The sequence below is a fragment of the Saccharopolyspora sp. NPDC003752 genome, assembly GCF_053605825.1.
Genome location: NZ_JBSGJZ010000006.1, coordinates 1 through 12,918, shown reverse-complemented (window position 1 = coordinate 12,918; position 12,918 = coordinate 1). Strand labels below are relative to the sequence as shown.

13 protein-coding genes and 1 pseudogene are annotated in these 12,918 nt (G+C 71.4%); 9 read left to right on the top strand and 5 right to left on the bottom strand.

Annotation, left to right across the window (positions count from 1 at the left end):
• Nucleotides 1–4 precede the first annotated feature (4 nt).
• Nucleotides 5–1,150 (top strand): glycerate kinase family protein, encoded by a 1,146-nt coding sequence (locus ACWEV3_RS09665; RefSeq protein ID WP_452613451.1) that lies wholly within the window; start codon nt 5–7, stop codon nt 1,148–1,150.
• Nucleotides 1,151–1,268: 118 nt separating this feature from the next.
• Here the strand turns inward: ACWEV3_RS09665 and ACWEV3_RS09660 are convergent, their stop codons facing one another.
• Both ACWEV3_RS09660 and ACWEV3_RS09655 read right to left on the bottom strand, forming a co-directional pair.
• A complete protein-coding gene (locus tag ACWEV3_RS09660) occupies nt 1,269–3,071 on the bottom strand; it encodes a gamma-glutamyltransferase family protein (protein ID WP_452613450.1) in 1,803 nt (600 codons plus the stop codon).
• A gap of 248 nt (nt 3,072–3,319) precedes the next feature.
• Entirely contained in the window at nt 3,320–4,630 is a 1,311-nt protein-coding gene (locus tag ACWEV3_RS09655) for a UDP-glucose dehydrogenase family protein (protein ID WP_452613704.1), read from the bottom strand.
• Between the two features lie 156 nt (nt 4,631–4,786).
• Between ACWEV3_RS09655 and ACWEV3_RS09650 the strand changes: the two genes are divergently transcribed.
• The 4 genes from ACWEV3_RS09650 to ACWEV3_RS09635 all read left to right on the top strand — a co-directional run bounded on the left by ACWEV3_RS09650 (nt 4,787) and on the right by ACWEV3_RS09635 (nt 8,157).
• The gene (locus tag ACWEV3_RS09650; RefSeq protein WP_452613449.1) at nt 4,787–5,749 is read left to right on the top strand and encodes an aldo/keto reductase; all 963 of its coding nucleotides are present in this window, start codon (nt 4,787–4,789) and stop codon (nt 5,747–5,749) included.
• A gap of 236 nt (nt 5,750–5,985) precedes the next feature.
• Nucleotides 5,986–6,108, top strand: a complete 123-nt coding sequence (locus ACWEV3_RS09645; protein WP_358568070.1) for a hypothetical protein — start codon at nt 5,986–5,988, stop codon at nt 6,106–6,108.
• 104 nt (nt 6,109–6,212) lie between these two features.
• Nucleotides 6,213–6,971 (top strand): SDR family NAD(P)-dependent oxidoreductase, encoded by a 759-nt coding sequence (locus ACWEV3_RS09640; RefSeq protein WP_452613448.1) that lies wholly within the window; start codon nt 6,213–6,215, stop codon nt 6,969–6,971.
• 100 nt (nt 6,972–7,071) lie between these two features.
• Complete coding sequence (locus ACWEV3_RS09635; protein ID WP_452613447.1) at nt 7,072–8,157, top strand: NAD(P)-dependent alcohol dehydrogenase; 1,086 nt, start codon at nt 7,072–7,074, stop codon at nt 8,155–8,157.
• 90 nt (nt 8,158–8,247) lie between these two features.
• Here ACWEV3_RS09635 and ACWEV3_RS09630 read toward each other — a convergent pair whose 3' ends face one another.
• Nucleotides 8,248–8,445: a DUF397 domain-containing protein gene (locus tag ACWEV3_RS09630; RefSeq protein ID WP_452613446.1), complete on the bottom strand. Its 198-nt coding sequence runs from the start codon at nt 8,443–8,445 to the stop codon at nt 8,248–8,250.
• Between the two features lie 16 nt (nt 8,446–8,461).
• The gene (locus ACWEV3_RS09625) at nt 8,462–9,319 is read right to left on the bottom strand and encodes a helix-turn-helix domain-containing protein (protein ID WP_452613445.1); all 858 of its coding nucleotides are present in this window, start codon (nt 9,317–9,319) and stop codon (nt 8,462–8,464) included.
• Nucleotides 9,320–9,528: 209 nt separating this feature from the next.
• Here ACWEV3_RS09625 and ACWEV3_RS09620 point away from each other — a divergent pair, with 209 nt between their 5' ends.
• Together ACWEV3_RS09620 and ACWEV3_RS09615 are read left to right on the top strand one after the other, a co-directional pair.
• Nucleotides 9,529–9,696 (top strand): hypothetical protein, encoded by a 168-nt coding sequence (locus tag ACWEV3_RS09620; protein ID WP_452613444.1) that lies wholly within the window; start codon nt 9,529–9,531, stop codon nt 9,694–9,696.
• Nucleotides 9,697–9,777: 81 nt separating this feature from the next.
• Nucleotides 9,778–9,978 (top strand): hypothetical protein, encoded by a 201-nt coding sequence (locus ACWEV3_RS09615; RefSeq protein WP_452613443.1) that lies wholly within the window; start codon nt 9,778–9,780, stop codon nt 9,976–9,978.
• A 167-nt stretch (nt 9,979–10,145) separates the two neighbouring features.
• Here the strand turns inward: ACWEV3_RS09615 and ACWEV3_RS09610 are convergent, their stop codons facing one another.
• Nucleotides 10,146–11,774, bottom strand: coding sequence for a TM0106 family RecB-like putative nuclease (locus ACWEV3_RS09610; RefSeq protein WP_452613442.1), 1,629 nt, complete (start codon nt 11,772–11,774; stop codon nt 10,146–10,148).
• 97 nt (nt 11,775–11,871) lie between these two features.
• Between ACWEV3_RS09610 and ACWEV3_RS09605 the strand changes: the two genes are divergently transcribed.
• Nucleotides 11,872–12,510, top strand: coding sequence for a DUF6474 family protein (locus ACWEV3_RS09605; RefSeq protein WP_452613441.1), 639 nt, complete (start codon nt 11,872–11,874; stop codon nt 12,508–12,510).
• 256 nt (nt 12,511–12,766) lie between these two features.
• Nucleotides 12,767–12,918, top strand: a pseudogene (locus ACWEV3_RS09600) (IS5/IS1182 family transposase); the annotation flags it as partial.

Below are 12,918 nucleotides of genomic sequence, written 5' to 3'. Positions count from 1 at the left end.
CATCATGCTGCGCTTCGCCGTCGCCCCGAGCGGGTTCAAGGAGTGCCTGGACGCCGAGGCCGTCGCCGACGGGATCCGCGCCGGCATCCGCCGGGTGGTGCCCGCCGCGGCCATCGACACCATCCCGCTGATCGACGGCGGCGAGGGATCGGCGCGGCTGCTGGCCCGGTCGACCGACGGCGAGCTGGTGCCGGTCACCGCCACCGGCCCGGTCGGCGAACCGGTGGAGTCGCACTTCGCGCTGGTCGGCGACACCGGATTCGTGGAAATGGCCGCCGCCGCCGGGCTTTCCCTGGTGCCGCCGGGCCGGCGCGATCCCGGCGCGACGACCAGCCGCGGCGTCGGCGAGCTGATCGCCGCCGCGCTCGACGCGGGCGTGAAGAAGATCGTCATCGGCTGCGGCGACTCCGGGACCTGCGATGGCGGCTCCGGTGCGCTGCGGGCGCTCGGCGTTCGCGTGCTGGACACCGACGGGGCGGAGATCGGCGACGGCGGCGCGGAACTGGTCCGCGCCCGGCGGCTCGACGCGACCGGGCTGGACCCGAGACTGTCCGAAGTGGAGCTCGTGGTCGCGGTGAACCCGACGAACGTGCTGTGCGGGCCGGACAGCGTCGCGCGCCGCTACGGGCCGCAGAAGGGCGCCGCGCCGGAACGCGTCGAGCAGCTCGCCGCCGCGATGCAGATCTGGGCGGAAGTTCTGCGCCGGCACAGCGGAACCCGGTTCACCGACCTGCCCGGCGGCGGCGCCTCGGGCGGGCTCGGCGCCGGGCTGGCGGGAGTGCTCGGGGCGCGGCTGGCCTCGCGGTTCGACGTGTTCCTCGAGAGCAGCGACCTGGACCAGCGGCTGCGGGCCGCCGACCTGGTGATCACGGCCGAGGGCGCGATCGACGCGTCCACCGCGCTCGGCAAGATCCCGACCGAGGTGGCGCGGCGGGCGAAGCGGCACGGCAAGCCGGTGATCGCCCTGTGCGGCACCATCGGCCCCGGCGCGGACGCCAGCTACGACCACGGGATCGACGCGATCACCGGCATCCTGACGGAACCGGTGGACCTGGCGGACGCGATCACCCGCGCCCCGGAGCTCATCGCGGACGCCACCGCCCGAACCCTCCGCATGCTCCTCGTCGGCCGCACCTTACGAGCGGCCTGACGCGGGGTCGATCGGCACGTCACCTTCCCCGGCCCGCAATTTCCATTGAAATTGAACCTTCGATTTCAATGGAAATTGCGGATCCCTGGTGCCGCGACCCGGCGTCAGCGGCCCGGCGTCAGCGGCCGGCGGCGTAGCCCTGGGCCCCGCGGGCGTTCGCCGCCGCGCGCAGCAGGCCGGAGTCCGGGTCCCGCGAGACCGCCGACAGGCGGCCGAGCGCCCACGGCCCGGCGTCGAGCACGTCGTGGCCGCGGCGGCGGAGCTCGGCGAGGGTTTCCGCGCCGAGCCGCGACTCCGCGACGACCCGGCCGGGCTCCCAGGCGCGCGGGTAGAACGAGCCGGGGAACGCGCCGGTGTGCCAGGCCGGCGCGTCGATCGCCGCCTGCAGGTTCAGTCCACCGTGGACGTGCGCCAGCCAGAAGCACAGCTGCCACTGGTCCTGCTGGTCGCCGCCGGGGGTGCCGAAGGCCATGGTCGGCACGCCGCCGCGCAGCGCCAGCGACGGGCTCAGCGTGATCCGGGGCCGCTTGCCCGGCGCCAGCGAGTTCGGCAGGCCCTCGTCCAGCCAGAACATCTGCGCCCGGCTGCCGAGGCAGAAGCCCAGCTCGGGGATGGTCGGCGAGGACTGCAGCCAACCGCCGGACGGCGTCGCCGAGATCAGGTTGCCCCACCGGTCGACCACGTCGATGTGCACCGTGTCGCCGCGGCTTTCACCGGTCGCCGACACCGTGGGCTCGCCGATGCCGACGCCGCTCGGGTCCTTCTCGCCGTCCACGCCGCGCCCCTCGGCGACGTGCGCGGCCAGGATCGCGTCGCGACCGCCCGGCGAGCCGGGGCGCAGCTCCAGCGAGGCGCGGTCGCCGATCAGCGCTCGGCGGGCGGCGGCGTAGTCGCGGGACACCAGGTCGGCGAGGACGCCGGGGTCGGCGGAGTCGCCGTACCAGGCCTCGCGGTCGGCGAAGGCGAGCTTGGCGGCCTCGACCGCGACGTGCACGGTGTCCGCGTCGGCGACGCCGTCGACGTAGTTGATCCGGTCGCCCTCCAGGAGGCGCAGCTGCTGCGCCAGCGCGGGGCCCTGGGACCAGATGCCGAACTTCGCCAGGGTCCAGTCGCCGGGGAGGTCGACGGTGAGCGGGGTTTCGTAGCCCGCCTCGAACTCGGCCATGTCCTGCGCGGTGATGACGCCCGCGTGGTCCCGCCCGGAGTTGTCGCGGTGCGGCGTGCGCACGAACTTCTCGACGGCCTCCGCGACGAAGCCGTGCGACCAGGCGCGGCGGGCCGCGTCGATCTGTGCCTCGCGGCCGGGCCCGGCCGCCTCGCCCTCGGCCAGCAGCCGCTCCCACGTGTCGGCCAGCACCGGGTTCTTGAGCACGCTGCCGGGCTTCGGCGCGGCGCCGTCGGTCAGCCAGAGCTGGGCCGAGCTGGGCCAGTGCTCGGTGAACATCGCGCGGACGGTGTCGATGGTCGTGCTGATCCGCTCCACGATCGGGAACCCGTCGCGGGCGTATCCGATGGCGTACTTCAGCACGTCGCGCAGCGGCTTGGTGCCGTGATCGCGCAGCAACAGCAGCCAGCCGTCCCAGGCGCCCGGCACGGTGGTGGCCAGGAATCCGGTGCCGGGCACCAGTTCTAGGCCGAGCTCGTCGCGGTAGTGGCCGATGGTCGCCGCGGCGGGCGCCGGGCCCTGGCCGCAGAGCGCGCGGGGGCGCGGGTCGTCGGCGGTGGTGAACAGCGCGGGGACCTCACCGCCCGGGCCGTTGAGGTGGGGTTCCACGACCTGCAGGACGAACCCGGCGGCGACCGCGGCGTCGAAGGCGTTCCCGTCGTCCTCCAGCACCGCCATGCCCGCCGCGGAGGCGAGCCAGTGCGTGGAAGCGACCATCCCGTGCGTGCCGGCGAGTTCCGGGCGAGTCGTAAACACGTCAACCACCTTAAGCGGACGCCACCCGTCCGAGCGATAGTCGAAGCGAGGGCATCCCCCGCGCCCAGCACCAGCCGCCCGAGGCCCGAGCCGGGCAGGAGGGCTCCCGATGGTCGTTCCAGAATGGCTCCGCCCGGCTCGCCCGGTTCCCGGCACCGCTGGCGGTTTCGCGCGAAACCGGCGCCCTACGCCTCAGCCAGCCACGCCCCGCGCACCATCCTGGATCGACGCCTGAAACCGGGAAGCTCTCAGGCGGGCGCGCCCGCGACCGGGGTTCGGCCGACGCCTCGCCAGGACAGGCCCGCTCGGCGCAGGACGTCCGGGTCGAGGTGGTTCCGGGTGTCGACCACCACCGGGCCGCGCAATGCCTCGGCCACTCGGTTCCAGTCCAGCGTCCGGAACTCCTGCCACTCCGTCAGCAGCACCAGCGCCGCGGCCTCCTTCGCCGCCTGGTACGGGTCGTCCACCAGCTCCACCTCCGGCGGCAGCGCCGGCTCGTCGCCGCGCAGCCCCGGGTCGTAGGCGACCAGCTCCGCGCCGCGCTCCGCCAGCAGCCGCGCCACTTCCAGCGCCGGCGAATCGCGCAGGTCGTCGGTGCCGGCCTTGAACGTCAGGCCCAGCAGCCCGAGCCGCACCCCGTCGAGGGAGCCGCCGCAGGCGTCGGCGACCTTCGCCACCATCCGCTCGCGCTGCCGGGTGTTGGACGAGATCGTCGCCTGCAGCAGCGGGAATTCGAAGTCGACGGCCTCCGCCACCTGCAGCAGCGCCGCGGTGTCCTTCGGCAGGCACGAACCGCCCCAGCCCGGCCCCGGCTGCAGGAACGACTGCCCGATCCGGCGGTCGTAGCCCATTCCCTCGGTGACGTCCGAGATGTCCGCGCCCAGCCGCTCGCAGAGCTCCGCGATCGCGTTCACGTACGAGAGCTTGGTCGCCAGGAAGCAGTTCGCCGCGTACTTCACCATCTCCGCGCTCGCCGCGTCCGTGAGCACCGTCGGGGCGCCGAGCCGCGCGTACAGGGCGGCCACCCGCTCGGCCGCGTCCTGGGTGTCCGAGCCGACCACGATGCGGTCGGGGTTCAGGAAGTCGTGCACCGCCGAGCCCTCGCGCAGGAACTCCGGGTTGCTGACCACCGCGACGTCCTCGCGGCCGACCAGCTCGCGCAGCCGCGCCGACGTGCCCACCGGCACCGTCGACTTCGTGACCAGCACGCATCCCGCGGGCAGCAGCTCGCGCACCTCGTGCGCCACCGCCTCCACGACGGCCAGGTCCGCCTTGCCGCCGGCCCCCATCGGCGTCGGCACGCACAGGAAGACCACCTCGGCCTCGGCGACGGCGGCCGCCGAACCCACCACGAACTCCAGCCGCCCGGCCGCGATGCCCTCCTGCACCAGCTCGGCCAGCCCGGGCTCGTGGATCCGCACCTCGCCGCGGGAGAGCTGCTCGACCTTCGCGGCGTTCACATCGCTGCACACCACCCGGTGCCCCAGCGACGCCAGGCACGCGCCGGTCGTCAAGCCGACGTACCCGGTGCCAACAACGACGATTCGACGGGCGAACACAGTCCCCACACCCCTTCACCTCGCACGACCGTTCGGTCGCGGGCCCCTTCGGCATCGTGGCACATCGCCCGCACAGCGGAACCTGGATCGCCAAACGTTCACGCGCCGTACGTCCTGCGTGACGTGCCGGTGAACCGGCGTTTAGGCTCACCGGCCGTGGAGCAGCGACGTTTGGGCGAATCCGGCCTGGTGGTCAGCGCGGTCGGTCTGGGTTGCAACAACCTCGGCCGCCCCGGCACGGCCACCGAATCCCTGTCCGGTGTTCGAGCCGTGGTGGACACCGCGCTCGACGCCGGGATCACCTTCTTCGACGTGGCCGACGTGTACGGCTCGCCCCGCGGGCGCAGCGAGGAGCTGCTCGGGCAGGCGCTGTCCGGCCGCCGCGAGCACGCGATCATCGCCACCAAGTTCGGCATGGACATGCAGGGCGGCAACGGGCCCGACTTCGCGGCGCGCGGTTCCCGCCGCTACGTGCGGCGCGCCGTCGAGTCGTCGCTGCGGCGGCTGGGCACCGACTGGATCGACCTGTACCAGCTGCACCGGCCGGACCGGCTGACGCCGATCGACGAAACCCTCTCGGTGCTGGACGACCTGGTGCGCGAGGGCAAGATCCGCTACGTCGGGCACTGCAACCTCGCGGGCTGGGAGCTCGCCGACACGTCGTGGACGGCGTCCTCGGCCGGGCTGGCCGCACCGGTGTCGGCGCAGAACCACTACTCGCTGCTGGCGCGGGAGGCCGAACGCGAGGTCGTGCCGGCCTGCAAGCGGTTCGGCGTCGGGATCATCCCGTACTTCCCGCTGGCCAACGGGCTGCTCACCGGCAAGTACCGGCAGGACCAGGAGCCGCCGGAGGGCAGCCGGCTGGCGAACCGGAACCAGATGCTCGCCGACGCCCCGTGGGAGCGCATCGAGCAGCTGCGCGCCTTCGCGGAGGAGCGCGGCATCCCGATGACCGCGGTGGCGGTCGGCTGGCTGGCGGCGCAGGAGGTGGTGGGCTCGGTGATCACCGGCGCCACGACGCCGGAGCAGGTGCAGGCGAACGCGGTGGCGGGCGCCTGGCGCCCCACCCAGTCCGATCTGGACGCCATCGACGCGATCTGCCCGCCCACCGAGCGCTAGGTCCTGACGACGGTGGTGGCGCTCCGTCACCACCGCCTTCGTTTCCGCAGGTGGTGGACGGTTTCGCGAGAAGCCGGCCGCCATCGGGTGAACGTCGATTTCTCGCGGAATCGCGCTCCAGCCACGACTTCGCGGGGCTTCCGACACCGTCGGTGACCGGCTTTTCGCTCGGACGGACCCGAGAATCGCACCGGTGGCAGACGCGGCGGGCCCGGCCAGCGGACCAGGCTCTGAACATGGAGCTGATCGGGATCGCCACACTGTTCGCCGGCCTCGCGTTGCTGGCCGCGCTGCCGCTGGTCGCGCTGCTGGCGTTCGTCGAGATGAGTTCGCAACGACGGGTGCGCCGCCATCACTGAGCGCGGGTTCGCCGCCTGTCCGTTCCGCGTCAGGTGCTGGGCACGACCGTTCCCAGGTGTTAGACATGCCGGGACACCAGCAACGAACGCAAAGGAACGAGCAGATGCTGATCACCGACACCGCGGCGATCGTCACCGGCGGGGCTTCCGGCCTTGGCGCGGCCACCGCACGAGCGCTCGCCTCGCGCGGCGCGCAGGTCTTCGCGGTGGACTTGCCGGACTCGGTGGCCAACGCGCCGGTCGTTGACGGGGTCACCTACACGGCCGCCGACGTCACCGACGCGGACCAGGTGCAGACCGCCGTCGACCAGGCCGCCGGTGCCGGGGTTCCGCTGCGGATCGTGGTGAACTGCGCGGGCATCGGGCCGTCGGCGCGGATCGTCGGCCGCAAGGGCCCGCACGACTTCGACCTGTTCCGCAAGGTCATCGAGATCAACCTGATCGGCACCTTCAACGTGCTGCGGCTGGCCGCCGCGGCGATCGGCCAGACCGACCCCGGCGAGCACGGCCAGCGCGGCGTGGTGATCAACACCGCCTCCGTCGCCGCCTTCGACGGGCAGATCGGCCAGGCCGCGTACTCGGCGTCCAAGGGCGGCGTGGCGAGCCTGACGCTGCCGGCCGCGCGCGACCTGGCGTCGTCGGGCATCCGGGTCATGACCATCGCGCCGGGCATCGTGGACACGCCGATGCTGGCGACCATCAGCGAGGAGTTCCGCACCGGGCTGGCCGAGAGCGTGCCGTTCCCGAAGCGCCTGGCCACGCCGGAGGACTTCGCGAAGCTCGCGCTGGACATCGTCGAGCACGACTACCTCAACGGCGAGGTCATCCGGATGGACGGTGCCCTGCGGATGGCGCCGCGGTAACGACCAGGGGGTCGTGAGTGCTTTTGGTTGCCATGGCGGCCAAAAGCACTCACGACCCGTTGCGCACCGAGAGGTGCGCCGGGAGCCGATCCGCCGGAGGATGAGCACCGTTCAGGTGAACGCCGAAGGGAGCTCGGTCATGGGCGGGGTCATGAAAGCCGTGCAGTACCAGCAGGTCGGGGAGGCGCCGGTGGTCGTCGAGGTCCCGAAACCCGAGCCGGGCCCCGGGCAGGTGCTGCTGAAGGTGGCCGCCGCCGGGATGTGCCACTCCGACATCGGGGTGATGAGCTGGCCCGCCGACAAGCTGCCGTTCGACCTGCCGCTCACCCTCGGGCACGAAGGCGTCGGCACCGTCGCCGAGCTCGGGGCGGGCGTGCGGGGCGTCGCCGAGGGCGACTCCGTCGCGGTGTACGGGCCGTGGGGCTGCGGGGTGTGCTGGAAGTGCGCGCAGGGCAAGGAGAACTACTGCACCCGCGCCGCCGAGCTGGGCATCCGCCCGCCCGGCCTCGGCAGTCCCGGCGCGATGGCCGAGTACCTGCTGGTGGACGACGTCCGGCACCTGGTCCCGCTGGACGGGCTGGACCCGGTGCAGGCCGCGCCGCTGACCGACGCCGGGCTCACCCCGTACCACGCGATCAAGCGATCGCTGCCGAAGCTGGTCGGCGGCAGCACCGCGGTGGTCATCGGCGCCGGCGGCCTCGGGCACCTCGCGGTGCAGATCCTGCGCGCCACCACCGGGGCGCGGGTGATCGCGCTGGACGTGGCCGACGACAAGCTGGCGCTGGCCCGCGAGGTCGGCGCGCACGACGTGGCCCGCTCGGACGAGAACGCGGCGCAGCGCGTGCGCGAGCTGACCGGCAGGTCGGGCGCGGACGTGGTGCTGGACTTCGTCGGCATCGCGCCGACGGTGCAGATCGCGGCGCAGTCGGTCGCGGTGGAAGGCGACATCACCATCGTCGGGATCGCCGGAGCGCCGCTGCCGGTCGGTTTCGGCCTGCTGCCGCACGAGGTTTCGGTGGCGTCGCCGTACTGGGGCTCCCGCGCGGAGCTGATCGAGGTCTTCGACCTGGCGCGGCAGGGCGCGCTGCGGGCGCACGTGGAGACCTTCGGCCTCGACGAGACGCCGGAGGTCTACGAGCGCTTCCACCACGGCCAGATCAAGGGCCGGGCGGTCATCGTCCCGTAGCCCTGGGACCGTGTGTGTTTTGTGCTGCTATGGCAACACAAAGCACACACGGTCACTGACCAGCGTCAATACGGCCGAGGCGCCCCCACATCAACCGATCCGATCGTTGGCGAGCGCGAGTAGGAAGGCACGCCACTGAGCGGGCGAGACGGTCAACCGACCGCCGTCGCGGTCCTTCGAATCCCGAACGCCGATCGAACCGGGCACAAAACCGACCTCGACGCAGTTGCCACCGTTTCCCCCGCTTCGGCTGCTCTTCCGCCAAACGACGCGGTCTAACTCGTCCATACCGCGCCCCTTTCCGCTAGTCGCTCTGCAACTCCCTGACCGCCTGCTCGATGAGGGCCGAGCTGTCGGCTGGGCTCAGGGCTGCGGCCCGCAAGCGGTCAAAGGTGAGGGTATAAGTGTCAACGTCCGATTGGCGATCGTGATAAGCGGCGGATGTGAGGCTCTCCGTGTAGGCGAGCGTCGGTGCTGCGTCGTTCGGGAACCTGAGTAGGACGAACGGGAAGCCGGTCGCCGGGTGAGCACCTGCTTCGTGCGGGACGACTTGGACCTCAAGCTGCGCGGGCCGCCTGACTTTGAGCAGGAAGCGAAGCTGTTCGCCCATGATCTCGGGGCCGCCGACGACACGTCGGATCGCTCCTTCGCTGATCACCGCCAAGAGCCGGGTCTGCCCGTCGGCCAGCAACCGTTCTTGCCGCTCCGCGCGCACTTTGACCTGGCGATCGCGTTCGTCGTCGGAGAGTTCCGGGTTCAAGGCCTCGATGATGGCCGTTGCGTAGGCCTCGGTTTGCAGCAGCCCCGGAATCAACTCGGTTTCGAAAGTCCGGATCTCGACGGCTGCTGATTCAAGTCCGACGTAGCGGCGGAACCATCGCGGCACGGCACCCCGGTAGGCCTGCCACCAACCGCGCTGATTCGCGCCCTTCGCAAGTGTTTTGACCTCGTCGACGTCTTCCTGCGATGCCTCGTAGAACCGGAGCAGCGCATCGAGTTCGGCCCGCTTGGTAGGCACGTCTCCGAGCTCGATCTTCCTGATCTTCGACTCGGAGCACTCCAGCTCGTCGGCAGCGTCCTTTGCGGACTTTCCGGCGGCCTCTCGAAGTTCGCGCAGGGCTTGGCCCTGGGCTCGGCGACGTGCAGTCGGGCTCTCAGACATGGATCGAATCTTGCCGCACCGGTCTCGATCAATGGATCACACAATGTGACGAACAGTATCGGTTACCGGTAACCATGACCGTTCCTCAATGCCATGATCAGATCTCGAGAAGCGGTTGTCGGTCCTTTGACTCGGAGGATGCGATGTCGGAATTTGCCCTGGTGGATTGGTTTTGGCGGCCGGTGGGGGTTGGGCGGCATGCGTTCGGCGTGACCGCGAAGCGGGCCGGGCCGCATGCGGCGGTGACTTCCTTCTGCGGCGTGGAGGTCGAAGCGTGGCAGGTGCAGCGGCTGCCACGGGAGCTGGAGTGGATCAACGAGGACACCTGCATGGACTGCTGGCGGCGCATCAGCGCCCGGTGGGCCCCGGGTCCGTGAGTGTTTTGGGGCGCTATGGCACCCCAAAACACTCACGGGCATTGAGCAGCGGAAACGTCAACTTCAAGGCAAGGAGAACCCATGTTCTGGCTTCAGGTGAGCACTCTGGTCCTGGTCAACGTGCTGATCGCGAGCATGCTGCTGGTCCGCGCTCCGCGCGCGCAGCACGCCGGTGCGGGCGATGGCGCGTTGAACGTCTGGCAGCTGATCGAAGCCGTCGAGGCGGAACGACAACGCGAAGTCGCGACCACCGGCCGACACCACCTGCGGCCGCATCCCTGAACCCGGTCTGACGCCCCCTCCCCGACCTCAGGCGCCAGACCGTCGAGGTGGGCCGGGCAACCCCTCCCCCTGTCCGGCCCACCGCCCCGATCCAGGTTCCGCCGCAATTTCCATTGAAATCGAAGGTTCGATTTCAATGGAAATTGCGGACTACCGCACCGAAGCCGTCAGAGGTCGGCTGCGTAGGGGATCTCGTTGGATGCTTCGGAGGTCATCCAGCGGCGGATCGTCCAGGTCGCCCGGACGTCGTCCTCGTTGTAGTCGAGGATCCGGTCGCGCTGGGACAGCACCTGCACACCGCCGCCGAGGCCCACCGCGTCGCGGTACCAGCGCATCGAGTTCTCGCCGCTGGCCTCCGCGTCCCGCCAGCCGAACCCCGCGCTCGGCGCGATCACCTTCAGGCCCTTGCCGTTCGGGCACAGGAACTGCTCCCGCACCGACGCGAACAGGTCGACCCACTCGGCCGAGCCGATGAACTCGCGCACCTCGGCCACCGAGGGCACGCCCGGCTTGCCGGCGAACCGCTCGGCCGAGGCGAGCATCCAGCGGTTCTCCGCGAGCTCGTTGTAGCAGTAGGCGCGGAAGCTCAGGCCCCGCTCGTACGCGCGGCGGCGCACCGAGCCGAACCACGTCCAGAACTCCGCGAAGGACCGCGCCTCGTCGTCGGACGGCAGCGGTTCCCAGCTGACGAACGCCCGGTAGCCGGGCTCCTCGCCGATGTCCGCGCCGGACAGCCAGCAGCCCCACAGGTAGGCCCCGGCGTCGGCGTAGCTCTCCATGTCCACGTCGACTTCCACGTCCGCGCGCGGCACCGACAGGTCGCGGACGCGCCGCACCAGCGGCAGGTTCCGCAGCCACGCCTTGGCGAGCAGGATCGCGTCGGTGTTGCGGACCCCGGTCAGCGGCAGCGATTCCGCCTCCGAAAGCGGCATCGCGGCCAGCTCATCCACTGTGGACACGCCGACCTCGCGCAGCGCAACCGCGTCCTCGCCGCGCACGACCAGGCTGACGTCCCGGCCCTCGCGCAGCTGGGCCTCGCAGGTCGGCCACCACGGGCAGCCCTTGCACTCGTTGATCCGCGAAGGCAGCGCGAGCGGCTCCGCCTCCGCGGCGGCCGCCGAGGCCACCGCCAGGCGATCGGCGAACCGCGCCTCGTACTCGGCGATCGCGGTGCGGCCGCCAGGCCAGTTCGGCACGTCCAGGTAGTGCCAGACCACCACGTCGGCCTCGACGCCGATCACGCCGCCGAGGTTCGGCGCCGCGCTCATCCCGCACGCCTCCAGCAGCCGCAGGGCGTGCGCCAGGCGCAACTGGTCGCGGGGCTGCGCCCGCACCTTGCGGGCCTGGTCGATGCGGGCGGCCGCCGGCACCGGCCGGTCGATCGGCGACACCCGGGCACCGCTGCCCGGATCGGTGATCTTGTGGCGCACCACCAGCACCGGAACGTAACCGTCGCCGCTGCGCACCAGCAGGTCGACCGAGCCGCGACGGCCGCCGGTGGGGTCGGCGGGCAGCTGGGCGGCGGAGATGTAGGGCGTGCCTGCGCGCATCGCGGCGAGCGTCAGCTCCTCGCGACCGGCTGCGGCCCCGCGCGGGATCTCCACCCAGTCCTCGCCGAACGCGTTGCCCAGCAGTTTCGCGACGTACCGGCGGTGTTCCTGGGCATCGGCGATGCGCTGCTCGATGCCCAGATCCATCTGCGCTGGCGGTTCGTCCTGCGCCGGATCGTTCTCGAGGTGCACGCGTCGACGGCACCGTGTTACGACGCCCGCGTCGAGCAGCACCTTCTCCTTCACGTGTGAAGCGTATGCCGTCGCTCCGACAGACGCGCCCATCACCCCGGTGACACGTCCCTGAGGCGACTACCCACCGTGCCCGAACGGGCGCAGCTCGATGTCGTGCCGCCCGAGGTCCGGTCTTAAGGTGATCGCAACGCCAGCGCAGGACGGGGAGGTGTCGGCCGCGGTGAGGAAGCGCACGACCGGACGCGGGGTCCGGAAGACGGGCACGAAGGGCTCCCGCAAGGCCGTCAAGGCGGCGAAGAAGGCGGACAAGAAGGCCGCCAAGGCGATCGAGAAGGGCGAGCACGGGCGCATCACCCCGGGCAACGCCAAGAAGATCATCGGGGTGGCCAAGGTGGTCGGCCCGGTGATCGCGCCGTTCGCGATCCACGCGGTGTCGGTGGCGCGCGAGCGCTACGAGCGGATGCGTGCGCATCGGCTCGGCGTGCCGGTGGACCAGCTGGGCAGCTTCACCGGCCGGGGCGCGGCGCTGCACGCGCGGATCGCCGGCGACGGCGAAGCGCTGCGCGAGCTCCGCGAGCAGTCGGCGAGCGGCGAGGAGGCTGCCGTCGCGGAGCAGTACGCGGAGCGGACGGCGACGCGGCTGGCGCAGCTGACGAGCGCCGTGCGGGCCGCGGAGCGGATGCCCGCGCAGCGGCGGAAGTCCGCGCACCGCGCGGTCGACGCGGAGCTCGGGCGGATCGAGGACGACCTGCTCAGCCGCTTCGGCGTCGCCAGGCCCCGGCGCTGAACCCCCTGCCGCATCGCGCAAGCCTGTTCCGGCTCCCGGCATGCGCGGGGCTTGGGCGTGGATGCGGGTGACCCCCGCTCGGGTCACCTTCCGCAATTTCAATGGAAATCGAACCTCTGATTTCCATTGAGCCTTTTTCATCCTGATCTTTGCAGGTGAGGTGGGCGGGAAGGCGTGTCGCTGCGGGGGAAATGGTGAAGCTCCTGGTAGATGGATCGTCGACCAAGATCAACCCAGGAGCCACCAGGAGCCTCGCGTGTTGTTGTATCCCTCGGCGATCGATCTGTCCAGCACGACCCTGCGGTATGTCGCCGAGGCGCTGCGGGCGCATCACCAGAAGATCGGTTCCCGCTGGCGCAAACTTCCCGCACACCAGCAGGCGCTGCTGACACTGGCCCACCTGCGCAA

Excerpts from the sequence above, each read along its gene's own strand:
- ACWEV3_RS09630 (WP_452613446.1), bottom strand. The coding sequence starts at position 8,445 with ATGGACGAGTTAGACCGCGTCGTTTGGCGGAAGAGCAGCCGAAGCGGG.
- ACWEV3_RS09625 (WP_452613445.1), bottom strand. The coding sequence starts at position 9,319 with ATGTCTGAGAGCCCGACTGCACGTCGCCGAGCCCAGGGCCAAGCCCTG.
- ACWEV3_RS09665 (WP_452613451.1), top strand. The coding sequence starts at position 5 with ATGCTGCGCTTCGCCGTCGCCCCGAGCGGGTTCAAGGAGTGCCTGGAC.
- ACWEV3_RS09615 (WP_452613443.1), top strand. The coding sequence starts at position 9,778 with ATGTTCTGGCTTCAGGTGAGCACTCTGGTCCTGGTCAACGTGCTGATC.
- ACWEV3_RS09640 (WP_452613448.1), top strand. The coding sequence starts at position 6,213 with ATGCTGATCACCGACACCGCGGCGATCGTCACCGGCGGGGCTTCCGGC.
- ACWEV3_RS09645 (WP_358568070.1), top strand. The coding sequence starts at position 5,986 with ATGGAGCTGATCGGGATCGCCACACTGTTCGCCGGCCTCGCGTTGCTG.
- ACWEV3_RS09605 (WP_452613441.1), top strand. The coding sequence starts at position 11,872 with ATGTCGTGCCGCCCGAGGTCCGGTCTTAAGGTGATCGCAACGCCAGCG.
- ACWEV3_RS09635 (WP_452613447.1), top strand. The coding sequence starts at position 7,072 with ATGAGCACCGTTCAGGTGAACGCCGAAGGGAGCTCGGTCATGGGCGGG.